Genomic DNA, 19,275 nt, shown 5'->3' with positions numbered 1-19,275 from the left:
CCGGCCCCGCTCCGGCATGTCTCATCGCTGGCCCAACATACCCTCGGTTTGGCGGCATGGTCGCCAGTCAACCGAACCCCGGAAACCCCATGCGCCACATGGCATACCGGTAATAACTAGAACTGACTGTCCTAGGAACTATGAAATTTGGGAACAACAGTGCGCACGATACTTGTTCGGCTAGAGTCGCGTTCGCACCCGTCGATGTCCCGAGTCACATGCTCGCCCGAAGACGTCGAGGACCACTCTCTCACCCGCCGACGCAAGGAGGCCACAGCATGCAATCCGCTGATACACCGATCGAATCAACCCCACGCTTTGCCATCATCGGTTATGCGGCACGCTTTCCCGGGGCTGCGGACGCGGACGAATTTTGGGATGTGTTGCGAGAGGGCCGGGACGCGATATCCGAAGTGCCCGCCGACCGGTGGGATGCCGACGAATTCTTCGATCCGGAGCCGGGTGCTCCCGGCAAGGTCGTCACCCGGCGCGCCGGGTTCGTCGACGATGTGACGGGATTTGACGCGCCGTTCTTCGGTATGTCGACGCGTGAGGTCAGGCTGATGGATCCGCAGCACCGGCTTTTGCTGGAGACTGCGTGGCGCGCGGTGGAGCATTCCGGAATCGCCCCAACGGATTTGGCTGAGACTAATAGCGGTGTATTCGTCGGCCTGGCTACTCACGACTACCTTGGGATGGCGTCCGACGAGCTGACGTATCCCGAGATCGAGGCCTATATGGCCATCGGTACATCGAATGCCGCGGCGGCTGGCCGGATCAGCTACCGGCTGGGGCTGCAGGGTCCGTCGGTTGCCGTCGATACTGCGTGCAGCTCGTCGCTGGTAGCAATTCATCAAGCGTGCCAAGCACTTCAGCTCGGCGAGTGCGATCTTGCGCTGGCGGGTGGGGCGAATGTCCTGCTGACACCGGCGACGATGATCACCTTCTCGCACGCGCACATGCTCGCGCCCGACGGTAAGTGCAAGACCTTCGACGCGGCAGCCGATGGCTACGTGCGCGGCGAGGGTTCCGGCGTCATCGTCATCAAGCGACTTGAGGATGCCATCCGTGACGGCGATCGGATCCGCGCCGTTATTCGCGGCAGTGCGATTAACCAGGATGGCGCATCGGGCGGGTTGACGGTGCCCAACGGCATTGCTCAGCAGCGTGTTATCGCCGATGCGCTCAAGCGTGCGGGTGTCACACCAAGCGAGGTCGGATACCTGGAGGCGCACGGCACGGGGACATCGCTGGGCGACCCGATCGAAGCGCAGGCCGCCGGCGCTGCGTACGGCATCGGCCGCGAGGCGAACGATCCGCTGTTGATCGGTTCGGCGAAAACGAACATCGGGCATCTGGAGGCGGCCGCGGGTATCGCGGGTGTCATCAAGGTCATCCTGTCGCTCGAGAACGAGCTACTGCCGCAACACCGCAACTTCGAGAACCCGTCGCCGCACATCCCGTGGGACCGGCTGCCGGTGGAGATCGTCAAGGAGGCCACTCCCTGGGAACGCAACGGGCGGCCACGTATCGCGGGTGTCAGCTCGTTCGGATTCGCCGGCACCAACGCGCACGTCATCCTGGAAGAAGCTCCGGCCGCGACTCCGGAATCTGTCGATGCGCCCGCCGTCACCGGCGGTCGGAAATACAGCATCCTGCCGCTTTCGGCACGTACGCCCGCGGCGTTGGTGCAGATCGCTGATCGATACCGCAACTGGTTGAGCGAGCACCCCGAGGCCACGTTGGCCGATCTGTGCCTCACCGCCGGAGTGGGACGAGCGCATTTGGAGCACCGCGCCGCGTTGGTGGTGAATTCGCGCGAAGCCGCCGTCGAGTTGCTCGGTGCCGTCGCAGACGATCGCCCCGCGCCCGGGTTGGGGCGTGGAGAATCGCATGACACGCCGAAGACGGCCTGGCTGTTCACCGGTCAGGGTAGCCAGTACCCCGGCATGGCCCGAGAGTTGTACGACACCGAGCCCGTATTCGCTGAAACTGTGGATCGGTGCGCCGCTGCCGTGGCCGACGTTCTCGAAAAGCCTTTGCTGGATGTTATTTTCGATACGGATGGACCCGAGGCCGAGGAGACGTTGCGGCAGACGTCATACGCCCAGCCCGCCTTGTTCGCAGTGGAGATGGGTCTGGCCCGGCTCTGGCAGTCGTGGGGATTCGAGCCCGACGTGGTGCTGGGGCACAGCGTCGGCCAGTATTCGGCGGCCTGTGTTGCGGACGTGTTCAGTCTCGAGGACGGTGCGCGGCTGATCGCCGAGCGCGGCCGACTGTTCGGCAGCTTGCCTGCGGGTGGCCGGATGGCCGCGGTGTTCACCGACGCCGTACGCGCCGAGAGCCTGACGGACGAGTTTCCCAGTCTGTCGGTAGCTGCCTACAACGGTGCTAACACCGTATTGTCGGGTCCTGCACAGGATTTGGAGAAGGCGGTGGCGCGCCTGGTGGCCGACGGTATCCGCTGCGATTTTCTGGAGACCAGTCACGCGTTCCACTCGGCACTGCTGGACCCGATCCTGGACGAGTTCGAGTCCTACGCGAGTCAGTTCAATTACAAGACCCCGCAACGGATTCTGATCGACAATCGGACCGGCACCGCGCTGGGTAGAAGCGTGAAACTCGATGGCGCCTACTGGCGTCGCCACGCGCGTCAGCCGGTGGAATTCGCCAAGAGTGTGCGCACGCTCGCCGACATGAACTGCAAGGTGCTGCTCGAGATCGGCCCGCAGCCGGTGCTCACCGCAGCAGCCCTGCGCGCATGGCCGGACCCGGCCACCGCTCCGCGGGCGATCGCATCCCTGCGCCGGAACACCGCGGACCACCGGCAGATCACCGAGGCTGCCGCCGACGCGTACGTGTTGGGCTACCTGCCCAAATTCGGCGCCTTCCAGCATGGGCACGCACAAAAGCTCGACCTACCCACCTATCCGTTCGAGCATCGCCAGTACTGGTATCGCGACAATCGGGATAGCCCCAATCAGCAACAGAACACCAGTGGTCCGCGCACCCAAGCCGTCCGGCTGCTCGAGGACGGGAAGATCGAGGAACTCGCGAACCTACTCGGCGGAGCCGGTGGCGACCAGCAGACCCTGACTGTGCTGACAAAGCTTGCGGCACAACATAACCAGCAGCGAAACACCCAGTCCATCGCGGACGACCGCTACCAATTCCGCTGGGAGAAGTCGCCGACACCGCTGTCCGGTTCGGAAGCGGCCGGCAGCGTCACCTGGCTCCTGGTCGGCGATGCGGCGGGCGCGGCTCAGCGGTTGGCCGACGTGCTGAGCGCGCGCGGACAGCAGCACCAGACCCTCGCATTGCCGGTATCGGACGCCGACGAGGCGCAGCTGGTGGAGGCGCTGCGCGCGGCGGCATCGGGTGCCTCGGAGCAGGGGCAGACGCTACGCATTGTGCATGTCGCGGCCCTGGATGGCGGCAAGGCAAGTTCTTCGACGCAGTCCTTGCTGCGGATCCAGCACCAGATTCTGAACGGAACACGGCGGCTCTTCCGCGGCGCGGCTGCCGCGGAACTGCGCGCGCCCATCTGGGTGGTTACCCAGGGTGCGCAGCGCACCACCGACACGGACACCGTGGCTCCGGAGCAGACTGCGCTGTGGGGATTCGGTCGCGCTGCGGCACTGGAACTTCCGCAGGTATGGGGCGGACTCGCCGACCTGTCCGATGCCAGTGCCGACGAATGGTCGCAGTTCATCAGCCGGGTCTCCGTATCGGGCGACGCGGCCGCCAGGGAAGACCAGATCGCACTGCGCGGTCAAGGGGTCTACGTTCCCCGACTGGTTCGGCGGGAGGAAGCGCCAAGCGGCAAGCCGCTGGAAGTGCGCAGCGATGCAACATATTTGGTTACCGGCGGGCTGGGCTCTATCGGGCTTGAGATCGCCGGGTACCTGGCCGGTCGTGGTGCCAAGCATCTGGTGCTGACGAGCCGGCGCGAGCCCAGTGAGTCCGCGCAGCAGCGCATCGACGCCCTCGGCGCCCAGCACGGCTGCGATGTCCGGGTCGTCACCGCCGATGTCGCCGACGCGCACGATGTCGCACGTCTGTTGGCGGGTGTGCAGGCCGAGCTGCCGCCATTGGCGGGCATCGTTCACGCTGCGGGCGAGATCGGCACCACCCCGCTGAGCGACCTCGATGGTCCATCTCAGCAAGCCGAACTGGACCGCGTCTTCGCCGGTAAGGTTTGGGGCGCTTGGCATTTGAGTGAAGCCGCGGCTGGCCTGAAGCTTGACTTCTTCATCAACACCTCCTCCATCGCCTCGGTGTGGGGTGGTTACGGTCAGACCGCCTACAGCGCGGCGAATGCCTTCCTCGACGGGCTGGCCTGGCGTCTGCGCGAGCAGGGTATCGCCGGAACCAGCGTCAACTTCGGTCCCTGGTCGGCGGGCATGGCTGACGCGGAATCCCGTGCGCGACTGGAGCAGCGCGGGATTAAGACGTTGTCGCCTGCCGATGCACTGGCCGGTCTGGCCGACATCGTGGCGGCTTCTTCATCGAACGGTGGGGCACAGGGTGTCGTTGCGCGTATCGACTGGGCCCGCTTCCTGCCGCTCTACCAGCAGGCGGGGAGGCGAGCATTCCTGGCCGAGTTGGAGCGAGAGGTACCGTCGCATCTCGCTGCGTCGGCCACGGGTACGCAGTCGGGCACGACGCAGTTGGTCGAGCGACTCACGAACGCTCCCGTTCAGCAGCGCAAGAAGCTGCTGACCGACTACTTGCGTGACTCGGTCGCCGAGGTGACTCGCGTGGACGTGTCCGAGATCCGCGAGGACGCGGGATTCTTCGACCTCGGCATGGATTCGCTGATGGCCGTCGAACTGCGGCGTCGCATGGAACAGGGTGTGGGCAAGGAGATTCCGGTCACCCTGGTGATGGATCATCCCCGCATCTCCGATGTTGCCGACTATCTGCTCGGTGACGTGCTCGGCCTCAATGAGCAGGCCAAGTCGGCGCCGCAACGGACGGCAGCGACAACACGCACCGACGAGCCGATCGCGATCGTCGCGGTGTCCTGCCGGTTCCCCGGTGCACCCGATCCGGAGGCCTTCTGGGAGGTGCTGTCCGGCGGCGTCGATGTGATCAGGGAAGTCCCCGAGGACCGCTTCGATATCGACGAGTTCTACGACCCGGATCCGGAGGTCGCCGGTAAGACGTACACGCGTTTCGGCGGATTCCTCGACGGCATCGACGGATTCGATCCGGAGTTCTTCGGCATCTCCCCACGTGAAGCAGTCTGGATCGAGCCGCAGCAGCGACTGATGCTCGAAACCGTATGGGAGGGCCTGGAAAGAGCCGGATACGCGCCGGCCGCATTGCGCGGCAGCCGAACCGGCATCTTCGCCGGGGTGGGCGCCAACGAATACGCCCACCTGCTCTCGTCGGAATCGATCGACAAGATCGAGCCCTACTTCATCACCGGCAACGCACTCAACGCGATCTCCGGGCGCGTTGCCTTCGCGATGGGATTCGAGGGACCGGCGGTCGCGGTCGATACCGCGTGCAGCTCGGCGTTGGTTGCCGTGCATCAGGCCGTCCAGGCCCTGCATTCCGGTGATTGCGATTTGGCGCTGGCCGGCGGTGTGAACGTGCTGTTGAGTCCGGTGACGACCATCGCCGCTTCACGCGCCAGGATGTTGTCGCCCGTCGGGCGCTGCAAGACCTTTGACTCCTCCGCCGACGGCTACGTGCGTAGCGAAGGCTGCGGAATTCTGGTGCTCAAGCGATTGAGCGATGCCGAGCGCGATGGCGACCGGGTCCTCGCGGTGATTCCTGGCAGCGCGGTGAACCAGGACGGTGCGTCCAGTGGGTTGACCGTTCCCAATGGTGGTGCGCAGCAACGGCTCATCGGTACCGTGCTGGCGCGCGCCGGTCTGGTTGGCGGCGATGTCGACTACCTCGAGGCGCATGGAACAGGCACCCCGCTGGGTGATCCGATTGAGGTGCAGGCGGCCGCGGCAGCGTATGGCGGTTCGCGCGATGCGGACCGGCCGCTGCTGATGGGGTCGGTGAAATCCAATATCGGTCACACCGAATCGGCCTCCGGCGCAGCAGGCCTCATCAAGGTGGTGCTGTCACTGCAGAACGGGGTGCTGCCGCAGAGCCTGCACTTCGACAATCCGTCGCCGCACATCCCGTGGGAGTCGCTGCCCGTGCGGGTGGTGGACAAGGCGATTCCGTGGGAAGCGGCCGGCAGGCCGCGGCGCGCCGGGGTGAGTTCCTTCGGATTCACCGGTACCAACGCGCACGTACTTATCGAGGAGGCACCGCAGCCGCAGGCAGCGTTGCTCGAGGGTGACGCCGACACCACGGACGTGCCGGAATCTCAGGCCGCCCAGGTGGGCGTGCTCCCGCTGTCCGCACGGTCACCGGAGGCACTCCTGGCGGTGGCGCAGCGTTACGAGTCCTGGCTGACGGCCAATCCGGATGTCGACCTCGCCGATGTCTGCCTTACCGCCGGACGCGGTCGGTCGCACTTCGAACATCGCGCCGCGCTGGTCGTGGATTCGGTACAGGCCGCGCGTGAGGGGCTGGCAGAGCTGGTCCAGAACCGTCTGCGCCCGGGTGTCGTTCGTGGTGAGCACACGAACCACCCGACAACCGCATGGCTGTTCACCGGGCAAGGCAGTCAGTACCCCGGCATGGCGCGTGAGTTGTTCGACGCAGAACCGGTTTTCGCCGAGACCGTGACGCGGTGCGCGGAAGCAGTCAAGGACATCGTGGACCGTCCGCTGCTCGAGGTCATGTTCGCCACCGATCGCGAGACCGGCGGCGAAGCAGGGAAGGTGTTGCGGCACACGTCGTTCGCGCAGCCCGCGATCTTCGCCGTCGAGATGGGCCTGGCCCGGCTGTGGCAGTCATGGGGCATTGAGCCCGATGTGGTGCTGGGGCACAGCGTCGGCCAGTACGCGGCCGCATGCGTGGCCGGAGTGTTCAGCATCGAGGACGGCGCGCGACTGATGGCCGAGCGCGGCCGGTTGTTCGGCAGCCTGCCCGCGGGTGGGCGCATGGTGGCGGTGTTCAGCGACGCCAAGCACGTCGAGCAGGTCGCCGGCGAGTTCCCGCACGTGTCGGTCGGTGCCTACAACGGACCGAACACCGTGCTCTCGGGTCCGGGCGAGGACCTGGAGCAGGCGGTCGCCCGATTCCAGGAAGAGGGGATTCGCTGCACGTGGCTGGAGACCAGTCATGCCTTCCACTCGGAGTTGTTGGACCCGGTCCTCGACGAATTCGAGTCGTACGCGGGGCAGGTGCAGTTCGCCACCCCGACGCTGCCGCTGGTGTGCAACCGCACGGGTGCGGTGCTGACGGCGCAGACCCCGATCGACGCTCAGTACTGGCGTCGGCATTCCCGCCAGCCGGTGCAGTTCGCGGAAAGCGTGCGCACCGTCGCCGCGCTGGGATGCTCGGTGTTGATGGAGATCGGCCCGCAGCCGGTGCTGACCGGTGCCGCGGTGCAGGTCTGGCCGGAGCACCTGGCCGCTCCGCGGGCAATTGTGTCGCTGCGCAAGGGTGTTGACGACCGCCGTCAGATCGCCGAAGCGCTTGGGTCGGCATATGTCGGCGGCCATCGACCCAATTTCGCCGCGCTGCAACATCGGCCCCGCCGGACGTTGGAATTGCCGACCTATCCATTCCAGCGCCGCCGCTTCTGGCCGAAGTCGTCCGGTTCCGCCATCGAAGGCGGGGGCGGAGCATCTGCCGGCATCCTCGGCAGAGGCGAGGACCTCGCGTCCGGCGATTCCGTGTACATCAGCCGGTTGTCGGTCAGGTCGCAGCCGTGGCTGTCCGACCACGTCATCTACGGCACCGTCGTCGTCCCCGGCGCGACCTATGCCGCGATGGCCCTGGCCGCGGTCGGCACTCCGGCACGGGCCAAGGATGTGTTCTTCTACGAGCCGATCATCTTGCCGGAGAAGAGCTCTCGTGAGGTGCAGTTGACACTGCATCCGCTGGAGGATGGCAGCGGGTCCACATTCCAGGTGCACAGCCGTCCCTACGGTGAACGCGATGTCGACTGGTCGCTGAACGCCGAAGGCACCGTCGTCACCGGGATCAGTGAAGACGCAGAGCCGACGTCTGAGACTGCTGAGCCGGTAGAGCCGGTTGATGCGGCCATCGAGCGCATGGAACGCATGCGTCCGATGGAGCTCTTCGAGATCTTTGCCGATCTGGAATTGGCTTGGGGCCCAACCTGGTCTGGTTCTCTGAAGTCGTTGTGGCTCGGTGAGGGCGAGGCGATCGGCGATGTCCTCGTCGGCGAAGAGCTCGCCGAGCAGCTGGGTTCCGAGCCGATGCACCCGGTCCTGATGGACCTGTGCACCGGTGTCGCCTTCCCGGCATTCCCCGCCCTGCTCGCCGCCGAGCAGGGAGTCAACGATCTGTTCCTGCCGCTGCGGTACGGACAGGTGACGTTGAAGGAGAAGATGCCTCGGCGCTTCTACTGCCGGGCACGCTGGCACGAGAGCCCACTGGACAGCGAGACGCAGGTCTTCGATCTGGATTATCTGGATCGCGATGGCCGTCACCTGGGCGGGATTCGCGAGTTCACCGTCAAGCGTGCGCCGCGCGAGGCGCTGCTGCGCGGGCTCGGTGGCGATGCCACGCGTCTGCTGTACACCCTTGGCTGGCATGAGGTTCCGGTTCCGCCTTCTGTAGAAGGCATAGTCGAAGCCGAAAATGCAAGCGGCACCTGGCTGATCGCCGGGTTCGACGAGCTTGCCGCCAAGGTGCCGGGCTGCATCCCGTTTGACCGCACGACCGATTCGGAACTGCTCGGGCAGGTGCTGGAACAGGCCAAGGGGCGCGGTGTGCCGTTCTCCGGTGTCGTCTGGCGCGCGGCCGGACCGAGTGCGCAGGAGTCGACGGCCGATGCCGCCGCTCGCCTCGAAACGGAGATCGCCAACCTGCTCAGTGCCGTGCACACGGTGCAGAACGGTTCCCAAAACGGCGTGAAGCTCCCGGATGGTCTCTGGATCGTCACCGAGCGGGCCGTGGCCACCGAGTCCGGCGAGCCGGTCGATCCGGTGCAGGCGTCGCTGTGGGGATTCGGGCGCACCACGATCAACGAGGAACCGGCGCTGCGCGCCAGGCTCGTCGACGGTGACGGCTCACCCGAGGCCGTGCAGGCGCTGGTGAATCTGTTGGTCACTCCCGGACACGAGCCGGCGGAGCCGGAAATCGCTGTGCGGCAGGGCAAGCTGCTCGCTTCCCGATTGCTGCCGTGGTCGCGCACCGGGCATCTGACGGTGCCGCGCGGTAGCGATTACGTGCTGGCGCCCACCGAACGCGGTGCCATCGACAACCTGCGGATCACCGAAAAGGAAGTCCCGGCGCCGGACGAGGGCTACGTGCAGGTGCGGGTAGAGGCCGCGGGCCTCAACTTCCGTGACGTGCTCAACGTGCTGGGTCTGTACCCGGGTGACCCCGGACCTATCGGTGGTGACTTCGCCGGTATCGTCACGCAATTGGGCGAGGGTGCCACCGGAGTCGAAGTGGGCCAGCGGGTCTACGGCTCCATGCAGGGTGCCTTCGGCAGCCGGTTCAACGTGCCGGCCCAGTTCCTGGCACCGATTCCGGACGGGATCAGTGGGGTCGAGGCCGCCACGATTCCCGCCGCCGCACTGACGGTGCGGCTGTCATTCGACTGGGCGCAGCTCAAGCCGGGCGACAAGGTGCTGATCCACGCTGCCAGCGGTGGCGTCGGGCTGGCGGCCATCCAGATGGCCCAACAGTTCGGGGCCGAGGTGTTCGCCACGGCCAGCACCTTCAAGCGGGCGACCCTGCGCAAGCTCGGTGTCAAGTACGTCTACGATTCGCGCACAACCGATTTCGCCGATCAGATCCTGGCGGACACCGACGGTGCCGGTGTGGACGTGGTGCTCAACAGCCTGACCAGTGAGGGCTTCATCGAGGCGACGCTGCGAGCCACCGGCAAGAACGGCCGTTTCGCCGAGATCGCCAAGCGCGATATCTGGACTGCGGAGCAGATGGCGCAGGCTCGACCCGATATCGCCTACGAGATCGTCGCGTTGGACACGGTGATGTTCCAAGAGCCGGACCGCATCCGCACCTTGCTCACCGAGGTGTCGGAGGGGCTGGCCAAGGGGGAGTGGACACCACTGCCTGCCGAGATCTACCCGCTGACGGAGGCTAGAGCGGCGTTCCGGCGCATGCAGCAGGCCCGGCATATCGGCAAGATCGTCTGCCAGATGCCGAATCCGCTTGCACCGCGGCCGGATCGGACCTACCTGATCACCGGTGGTCTCGGTGCGATCGGTCTGCACACGGCGGGCTATCTGGCTCAGCTCGGTGCCGGTGACATCGTGTTGACCAGCAGGCGCGCGCCAGATACCGACGCGCAGCGGGTGATCGAGGAGATCACCGAGCGTTCCAAGACCCGCATCCACGTCTTCACCGCCGATGTCGGTGAGGAGTCCGAGGTTGCCACGCTGCTGGAGCGGATCCGCGCCGAGCTGCCACCGCTGGCCGGTGTCGCGCATTTGGCCGGTGTGCTCGATGATGCGCTACTGGGTCAGCAGAGCGTGGAGCGGTTCCGGACGACGTTGGCGCCCAAGGCCTTCGGTGCCGAGTATCTGGATCGGTTGACCAAGGGCGACGAGCTGGACTTCTTCATCGTCTCCTCCTCGGTGTCCAGTCTGTTCGGTTCACCCGGTCAGTCCAACTACGCGACCGCCAATGCACTGCTCGACGGCCTCATCGCGCAGCGACGGGCGCAAGGTCTGCCGGCCACGGGTATCAACTTCGGTCCCTGGGGTCAGGGCGGGATGGCCTCCTCGGAGGCGGCGACCGCGAACATCAGTGCGCAGGGTCTGATTCTGCTGGATCCGTCGGCGGCGCTCGCGGCACTTGCCGAGGTGATCGCGAACGGAACCGGTCAGGCCACCATCCTCAAGGCGAACTGGCAGCGGGCCGCCAAGGTGCTGGGCAGTTCTCGCCCGCCGATCCTGGACTTGGTGTTGCCGAGTGCCGTCGGCGAGGTGACCGGCGACAGCGAGCTGCTCAAGCAGCTGATGGAGATCCCGGTGCCGCAACGAGCCGGTTTCGTGACCGAGTTCCTTCAGCGTGAGGTGCAGAACTTCCTGCGCCTGGCGCAGCCGCCGGCCGCGACGAGTCGGTTCCTGGATCTGGGCACGGACTCGCTGATGGCGATCGAACTGCGCAACCGTCTGCACAGCCAGTTCGGCGGCAAGTTCACCATCAACGCGACGGCGGTTTTCGACTACCCGACCATCGGAGGGCTCGCCGAGTACCTCGTGGGTCAGCTGCCCGACGCGGAATCCGAGGCGGCGCCGCAGGAGGCACAACCCGCTGCGGAGTCCGCCGGGGCTGAGTCGGACGCGGCTGCGCCGGATGCCACACCCGAGCCATCTGACGCAGTATCCGAGGCGAAGGAGTGAACCGGCGGTGCCCCGGGTAAGTTAGCTACCCGGGGCACCGCGGGTGCCTGACAAGCCGGTAACGAGTGGAGCGGGTGCGGTCTGAGACGTTTTTTCGCAGACATCACGCCTCTTCGGAATGCTGATTTCCGCCGTCTCTGGCTGGCCGGAGTGGTCACGGTCATCGGTGCGGGGCTGACCCTTTTCGCGGTGCCCGTGCAGATCTACGCGCTCACCCAGAGCTCGGCATACGTCGGACTGACGGGTGTTTTCGGACTGGTGCCGTTGGTGATCTTCGGCCTGTGGGGCGGCGCGCTTGCCGACCGGATGGATCGGCGGACCCTGCTGATCATCACCGCGACCGGGCTGGGCGTCTCCTCGGTGCTGTTGTGGCTGCAGGCCGCGTTGTCGGTGAACAACGTGTGGGTGGTGTTGTGCCTGTTGTCGGTGCAGCAGGGGTTTTTCGCGGTCAATTCGCCGACCCGTGCCGCGGCGATTCCGCGCATGCTTCCGCTCGATCAGCTGCCGGCGGCGAATGCGCTCAATATGACGGTGCAGCAGTTCGGCTTCATCGCGGGGCCGCTGCTGGCGGGGGTGCTGCTCAAGTGGGTGGACCTGTCCACGCTGTACCTGATCGACGCGATCGCCTGCGTGGCGCCGATCTGGGCGACGATACGGCTGCACAAGATGCCGCCGACGGGTGTGTCAAAGGATCTGCGCGCCAACGCCTCCGGCCTTCAGGACGTGCTGGAGGGCTTCCGGTATCTGGCAGGGCACAAGATCGTGCTGATGTCGTTTGTGGTGGATCTCATCGCCATGATCTTCGGGATGCCACGCATCCTGTTCCCGCAGATCGCGCACGAGGGATTCGGCGATCCCCCCGACGGGGGCACCGTGATCGCGTTGTTGTCGGCGGCGATATCGGTGGGTGCGGTGATCGGCGGGGTGTTCTCCGGCTGGTTCCACCGGATCGATCGTCAGGGCTTCGCGGTGGTGATCAGCATCGTGGTGTGGGGGTTGGCGATGGTGGGTTTCGGCCTCACCGCGCACGCGCCGCTGCTGTGGCTGTCGTTGCTTTTCCTGGTGATCGGCGGCATCGCGGACATGGTCTCGGCGGCCTTCCGCACGACGATCCTGCAATCGGTAGCGACCGATGATGTGCGGGGCAGGCTTCAGGGTGTGTTCACGGTGGTGGTGGCCGGGGGACCGCGGGTGGCGGACTTTGCGCACGGCGCCGCCGCAGCTGCCGTGGGGACGACCGCGGCCGCTGCCGGTGGTGGCGCCCTCGTAGTGGTCGGGGTGATCGTCGCGGCGCTGCTGGTGCCGGTGTTCGTGCGGTTCCGGACTTCCGCTGAAGCGCAGCTCGACCCGCAATAGATTTACGGCATGGATACCCCGACGGTCGAGGACCTCCGACGGTTTCCGCGGGAACAGCAGCTTGCTGTCGGTCGCGGACTGCGTGAGCGCATGCCACGTCGCAGCCTCGCGGAAATTCCGGACGGGCCGCAGCGAGATCCGATCGCGGTGCTCGCCGCACAGAACCGATCCAGGATCGCCTCCCTGGTGCCGGTTCGGCGGCAACGCATGTCCGAGTCGCCGTTGGCGTTCTATCGCGGGGCCGCCGCGGTGATGGCGGCCGATCTGGCGCACACGGCGACCACCGGCGTCCACATCCAGATCTGCGGTGACGCACACATCTCCAACTTCGGGCTCTTCGCCGCTCGTGACCGCTTGCTGTTGTTCGACGTGAACGACTTCGACGAGACGGCTGTCGGTCCGTGGGAGTGGGATGTCAAACGTCTGGTGACCAGTGTGGCGATCCTCGGTGATGACCTCGGCATGCCGAAGGACGTGGTGCGTTCGGCGGCCGTCAAGACCGCGACGGCCTACCGCAATCGCATGAATGAGCTGGCGCAGCTTTCGACCCTCGAGCGCTTCTACCTCAAGACGACAGCCGACGAGGTGATGGAGCTGGCCGCGCGCCTGTCCAAGAGCGCGTCGCGGCTGGCCACCGAGACGGTGTCGAAGGCCACCAAGAACACATCGCGACGGGCGCTGAAGAAGCTGACCTTCACCACCGTCGACGGCCACCACCGGATCGTCGAGCAGGAAGACATCGCGGTGCACGTCCCGGAGGTGGGCCTGTCGGAGGCCGCCGCCATGGTCGGCGATTACTTCGGCTCGGTCCCCGAGGATGTGGTGTCGGTCCTGGCCTGCCATCAGTTCGAGGACGCCGTGGTGCGGGTGGTCGGCGTGGGAAGTGTGGGCACCCGTTGCTATCTGGCGTTGCTCACCGATGCCGACGGCGGTCCGCTGTTTCTGCAGCTCAAGGAGGCGTCTGCCTCGGTGGTCGAGGCGTACTTCCCGCAGGAGCTGAAGCTGGAGCCCGGGCGCCGGGTGGTGGCCGGTCAGCGCATCATGCAGGCCAGCGGTGATCCCTTTTTGGGCTACGTGTCCTCGCAGACGCGTGGCAGTTTTTACGTCCGACAGTTCCGTGACATGAAGGGCTCGGTGGATATCGGCAGCCTGACCGACCCTGACGACCTTCTGCTCTATGGGTCGTTGTGCGCGATCGCGCTGGCGCGCGCGCACGCTCAGTCGGGTGTGCCGGGAGTGGTGGCCGGGTACCTCGGCGCGGGATCGGATCCCAATGCCGCGGATACGGCGTTCGCGGATTTCGCCGAGGCCTACGCGCGGCGCAATCGCGTCGATCACGAGCGACTGCTCGCGGCCACGGATGAGGAGTGGCTGCCCAAATCCTGATGTCCTAATTTGTGGGATACCCGACCTGGACGCCATTGCCCAGCGGGCGAACACTGGGAGATGTGACGCGCTCGGTGGTGATCCTGGGATTTCCGGGAGTGCAGGCCCTCGATCTGGTGGGGCCTTACGAGGTGTTCGCGCAGGCGTCGGACTTCGTGACCGGGAAACCCGGTTACGAGATATCCCTGGTGTCGGCCGGGGGCACACCGGTCAGCACCGGCTCGGGCCTCGGATTGATCACCGGTCCATTGCCGGATGCCTCTGCGGGATGCGACACCTTGCTGCTACCCGGCGGCGGCGGGGTCGCGGCCGCGCGGCGAGACGCTGCTCTCGTGGCGTGGATTCGCGCCACCGCGCGGTCCGCGCGCCGGGTGGTGAGCGTATGCAACGGCGCGTTCCTGGCCGCCCAGGCCGGCTTGCTCGATGGATGCCGGGCGACCACACATTGGGCGATGGCTGAGACGCTCGCGACCGAGTTTCCCAGCATCACCGTGGATCCCGACCCGATTTTCCTGCGCAGCTCGGAGAAGGTGTGGACGGCGGCGGGTGTCACCGCGGGTATCGATCTGGCGCTGGCATTGGTCGAGGACGACTACGGCGCGGATGTGGCGCAGGCTGTGGCGCGCATGCTCGTCCTGTATCTGCGCCGTCCCGGTGGACAGTCGCAATTCGCGGCACCGGTGTGGATGCCGCGGGCCAAGCGGATGCCGATCCGGGACGTGCAGGAGGCCATCGAGGCGGCGCCCGGTGGGTCGCACCGAGTGCCCGAGCTGGCCCGGCTGGCCGCGATGAGCCCGCGGCATTTCACCCGGGTTTTCACCGCGGAGGTTGGCGAGGCGCCATCGGCTTATGTGGAGCGCGTCCGGTCCGAGGCCGCGCGCCGCCAGCTCGAGGAGACCGACGACACCATGGTGGTGATCGCGGACCGCTGCGGATTTGGATCGGCGGAATCCTTGCGCCGCAACTTCGTTCGACGCATGGGCGTATCGCCCGACCAGTATCGCAAGACCTTCCAACGAACCGAAAGGGTTTCCTTATGACTTCCCGCAAGACTTCCCGCATGACACAGATCGCGATCGTGCTGTACCCGGATTTCACCGCACTGGATTTCATCGGCCCGTATGAGGTCTTGCGTTTCATGCCCGGTGCCGAGGTGCGGTTCGTGTGGCACAAGCCGGGGCCCATCACCGCCGATTCGGGCGTGCTCGTCATCGGTGCCACGCATTCGTTCGACGAGACTCCCGCGCCCGATGTCGTCCTGGTGCCTGGAGGGCCGGGAACGACGATGGCCGCGCGCGATGAGGAACTGCTGGAGTGGTTGCGCCGGGTGCATCCCACGGCGACCTGGACCACCTCGGTGTGCAGCGGTTCGCTGGTGCTGGCGGCGGCGGGTCTGCTCGAGGGGCAACGGGCCACCTCGCACTGGTCGACATTGCCGGCGCTCAAGGCGTTCGGTGCGACTCCGGTCGGTGACGAGCGCATCGTGCGCACCGGTCATGCGGGCGTGGTCACCGCGGCCGGGGTGTCCGCGGGTATCGATCTGGGCCTGTGGCTGGCCGGGCAGATCGCGGGGGAGGAGGAGGCCAAAGCGATTCAGCTGAGTATCGAGTACGACCCGCAGCCGCCATTCGACTCGGGACACATGTCCAAAGCGAGCGCGGTGACCAAGGCCAGGGCGACAGCTTCCCTGGCCAAAGACACGTTCCGGCCGACGGTGATGGCCTCCGCGGCGCTGCTGGCCTGGGACCGTGCGCTCGACGCTGTGCGCACCAGGGGCGAGGGCCGGCGGCTGTTTGGTCTGCGTTCTCGACCCTGACCAGGCGCCGCATAGAGGGAGCGACTACCTTCTCTATGAACGTTCTCATGGAGCCGCTGAACCTCAGAAGGGATGCCTGTGGCCGACAACAACGATTTCGCTACTCTCCAGTACCCCGGAGGCGAAACCAAGCTGGACATCGTCCGCGCGACAGAAGGCTCTGATGGCTTCGCGCTGGGCAAGCTGCTGGCTGATACCGGTTACACCACCTTCGATGCAGGCTTCGTCAATACCGCCTCGACGAAGAGCGCCATCACCTACATCGACGGCGACGCCGGCATCCTGCGCTATCGCGGTTATCCGATCGAGCAGCTGGCCGACAAGTCCACCTTCATCGAGGTGAGCTACCTGCTCATCTACGGCGAGCTGCCCACACCGCAGCAGCTGGAGGACTTCACCACCAAGATCCAGCGCCACACGTTGCTGCACGAGGACCTGAAGCGATTCTTCGATGGTTTCCCGCGCAACGCGCACCCCATGCCGGTGCTGTCCAGTGCCGCGAACGCGCTCAGCGCCTACTACCAGGACTCGCTGGACCCGCATGACGACGCACAGGTCGAGCTGTCCACGATCCGCTTGCTGGCGAAGCTGCCGACGATTGCGGCCTACGCCTACAAGAAGTCGGTGGGGCAGCCGTTCCTGTACCCGGACAACACGCTGACGCTTGTTGAGAACTTCCTGCGGATGACCTTTGGTCTGCCCGCCGAGCCGTACGAGGTGGACCCGGAGATCGTGCGGGCGCTCGACATGCTGCTGATCCTGCATGCCGATCACGAGCAGAACTGCTCCACCTCGACGGTGCGGTTGGTCGGTTCCTCTGACGCCAACCTGTTCACCTCCGTGTCCGGCGGCATCAACGCACTGTGGGGCCCGCTGCACGGCGGCGCCAATCAGGCGGTGCTGGAGATGCTGGAGCGCATCCGCTCCGAGGGCGGCGACACCCACGACTTCGTTCGGCGGGTCAAGAACCGCGAAGACGGTGTCAAGCTCATGGGCTTCGGGCACCGCGTCTACAAGAACTACGACCCGCGTGCCCGGATCTGTAAGGAACAGGCCGACAAGATCCTCGGCAAGCTCGGCGGCGACGACCAGCTGCTCGAGATCGCCAAGGCGCTCGAGGAAGCCGCGCTCACCGACGATTACTTCGTCGAGCGCAAGCTGTACCCGAACGTCGACTTCTACACCGGTCTGATCTACCGGGCCATCGGCTTCCCGACACGCATGTTCACTGTGCTGTTCGCGTTGGGCCGCCTGCCCGGCTGGATCGCGCACTGGCGTGAAATGCATTCGGAGCCCGGCAAGATCGGCCGCCCGCGGCAGATCTACACCGGCTACGGCGAGCGTCAGTACCCCTGATCCCCTTGATCTCTGCCGACCGCACGTCGGCTGACATCTGACAGTGTGATGTAAATCAGTTTGCATCGCTAACAGTTGTAGTTTCACAATGGTTGTGTGGAAGCGACCGTCGGTGCATTGAGCGAGCGCCGCAAGATCGTGATCTTGGGGTCTTGCTGCCTGAGTCTGCTCATCGTGTCGATGGACTCCACCATCGTGAACGTGGCGCTGCCGACCATTCGGTCCGATTTCGGTGCCACCACTTCTCAGCTGCAATGGGTCATCGACATCTATACCCTTGGCCTGGCCTCGCTGCTGATGCTCTCGGGCGCTGCGGGGGATCGCCTCGGGCGCCGCAAGGTCTTCCACATCGGTCTTTCGATCTTCGCGATCGGCTCGCTGCTCTGCAGCCTGGCCCCCACTGTCGGGTTGCTCATCGCCGCGCGCCTGCTGCAGGCGGTGGGCGGCTCGATGCTGAACCCGGTTGCGCTATCGATCATTTCGCAGGTGTTTACCGGCCGCGTGGAACGCGCTAGGGCGCTTGGGTTTTGGGGCGCCGTCGTCGGGATATCGATGGCGTTGGGCCCGATAGTCGGTGGACTGCTGATCGAATGGGTGGGCTGGCGCGCCGTCTTCTGGATCAATCTGCCGGTATGTGTGCTCGCCTTCACGCTGACGGCGATCTTTGTGCCGGAGAGCAAGTCGGCCACCATGCGTGACATCGACCCGGTGGGGCAGGCGCTGGCGGTGCTCTTCCTGTTCGGCATCGTGTTCGCCCTCATCGAAGGACCGTCGCTGGGATGGGCGACGCCCCGCCTGCTCGCCGTCCTGGTTGTCGCACTGTCGGCATTCGCGGTGTTCCTCAGATACGAATCCCGGCGGCGACACCCCTTCATCGACCTGCGCTTCTTCCGGAGCATCCCGTTCGCTTCGGCCACTCTCACGGCGATATGTGCCTGCATGGCGTGGAGTGCTTTCCTGTTCACGATGTCGCTGTACCTGCAGGGGCAGCGACACTTCTCCGCGATGCACACGGGGTTGGTCTATCTCCCGATCGCCGTTGGGGCACTGGTGTTCTCACCCATCTCGGGCCGCCTGGTGGGCCGGTTCGGTGCGAGGCCCTCACTGTTGGTGGCGGGTACCTTGTTCTTCACCGCGTCGATGCTCCTGACCCGAGTCTCGGTGACCACGCCCATCTGGGAGCTCCTGCTGACGTTCGCTATTTTCGGCGCCGGGTTCGCCATGGTGAATGCGCCGATCACCAATGCCGCCGTCAGCGGTATGCCGCTGGACCGTGCGGGCGCGGCCTCCGCGGTCACGTCCACGAGCCGCCAGATCGGGGTGAGTATCGGTGTGGCGCTCTGCGGTTCGATCGGTGCACCTGCGCTGTGGTTCATGTGCGCCGGGCTGGGACTGCTCATCGCTACCCTGGGTATGGTGTCCACTTCGCCCGCCGCGGTACGGTCTGCCCAACGCCTCGCGCCGCTCATCGAGGGCACCCCAACGCGGGAGGTTTGTCGTGTCGGATAGACCGCTCGCGGACGAGGTGTGGCGCGCCATGGCCAGCCTGGTGCTCGACAATCGTGACAGCTGGCGACGGACGGTGGTCGAGGAGACCGGACTTCCCTTCAGTAGGGTGCGCATTCTGAGAAGGCTTGTCCGGCAGTCCATGACGATGAAGGGGATTGCCGAGGCCACATCGCTGGACGCCCCGGCGGCCACGGTGGCGGTGAGTGATCTGGAACAGCGCGGGTTGGTGGTGCGCCGCGTCGACCCGGACAACCGCCGGTGCAAGCGGGTGTCGTTGACCGACGAGGGCCGGCAGCTCATGGCTGTCATCGCCGACCTCGACGATCCGGCGCCGACCGCACTGACCATGCTCGACGAGACGGAGCTGCGGTCTCTGCACGTCATCCTGCAGAAGGTGACCGGCGCACGCCCCTGAAGGGC

8 protein-coding genes are annotated in these 19,275 nt (G+C 65.9%); all 8 read left to right on the top strand.

Features of this window, described 5'->3' with window-relative positions; translation table 11 throughout:
- Nucleotides 1-278 precede the first annotated feature (278 nt).
- The gene (locus B4393_RS10650) at nt 279-11,432 is read left to right on the top strand and encodes a type I polyketide synthase (RefSeq protein ID WP_078334135.1); all 11,154 of its coding nucleotides are present in this window, start codon (nt 279-281) and stop codon (nt 11,430-11,432) included.
- A 102-nt stretch (nt 11,433-11,534) separates the two neighbouring features.
- Complete coding sequence (locus tag B4393_RS10645) at nt 11,535-12,788, top strand: MFS transporter (RefSeq protein WP_109558321.1); 1,254 nt, start codon at nt 11,535-11,537, stop codon at nt 12,786-12,788.
- Nucleotides 12,789-12,797: 9 nt separating this feature from the next.
- Nucleotides 12,798-14,174, top strand: coding sequence for a DUF2252 domain-containing protein (locus tag B4393_RS10640; protein WP_078334133.1), 1,377 nt, complete (start codon nt 12,798-12,800; stop codon nt 14,172-14,174).
- Nucleotides 14,175-14,236: 62 nt separating this feature from the next.
- Nucleotides 14,237-15,214: a GlxA family transcriptional regulator gene (locus tag B4393_RS10635; protein ID WP_078334132.1), complete on the top strand. Its 978-nt coding sequence runs from the start codon at nt 14,237-14,239 to the stop codon at nt 15,212-15,214.
- Nucleotides 15,215-15,234: 20 nt separating this feature from the next.
- Nucleotides 15,235-15,990, top strand: a complete 756-nt coding sequence (locus tag B4393_RS10630; protein WP_078334131.1) for a DJ-1/PfpI family protein — start codon at nt 15,235-15,237, stop codon at nt 15,988-15,990.
- Between the two features lie 78 nt (nt 15,991-16,068).
- A complete protein-coding gene (locus B4393_RS10625) occupies nt 16,069-17,346 on the top strand; it encodes a citrate synthase (protein WP_070936900.1) in 1,278 nt (425 codons plus the stop codon).
- A gap of 96 nt (nt 17,347-17,442) precedes the next feature.
- Nucleotides 17,443-18,855 carry a DHA2 family efflux MFS transporter permease subunit gene (locus tag B4393_RS10620; RefSeq protein ID WP_078334130.1) on the top strand — a complete coding sequence of 471 codons (1,413 nt, stop codon included), beginning with the start codon at nt 17,443-17,445 and terminating at the stop codon, nt 18,853-18,855.
- Nucleotides 18,856-18,883: 28 nt separating this feature from the next.
- Nucleotides 18,884-19,270: a MarR family winged helix-turn-helix transcriptional regulator gene (locus B4393_RS10615; protein WP_078334425.1), complete on the top strand. Its 387-nt coding sequence runs from the start codon at nt 18,884-18,886 to the stop codon at nt 19,268-19,270.
- The last annotated feature ends 5 nt before the right edge of the window (nt 19,271-19,275 follow it).

This window comes from Mycobacteroides franklinii (assembly GCF_002013895.1).
Taxonomy (GTDB): domain Bacteria; phylum Actinomycetota; class Actinomycetes; order Mycobacteriales; family Mycobacteriaceae; genus Mycobacterium; species Mycobacterium franklinii.
The sequence above is the reverse complement of the archived record's forward strand: the minus strand, read 5'-3'. Positions and strand labels throughout refer to the sequence as shown.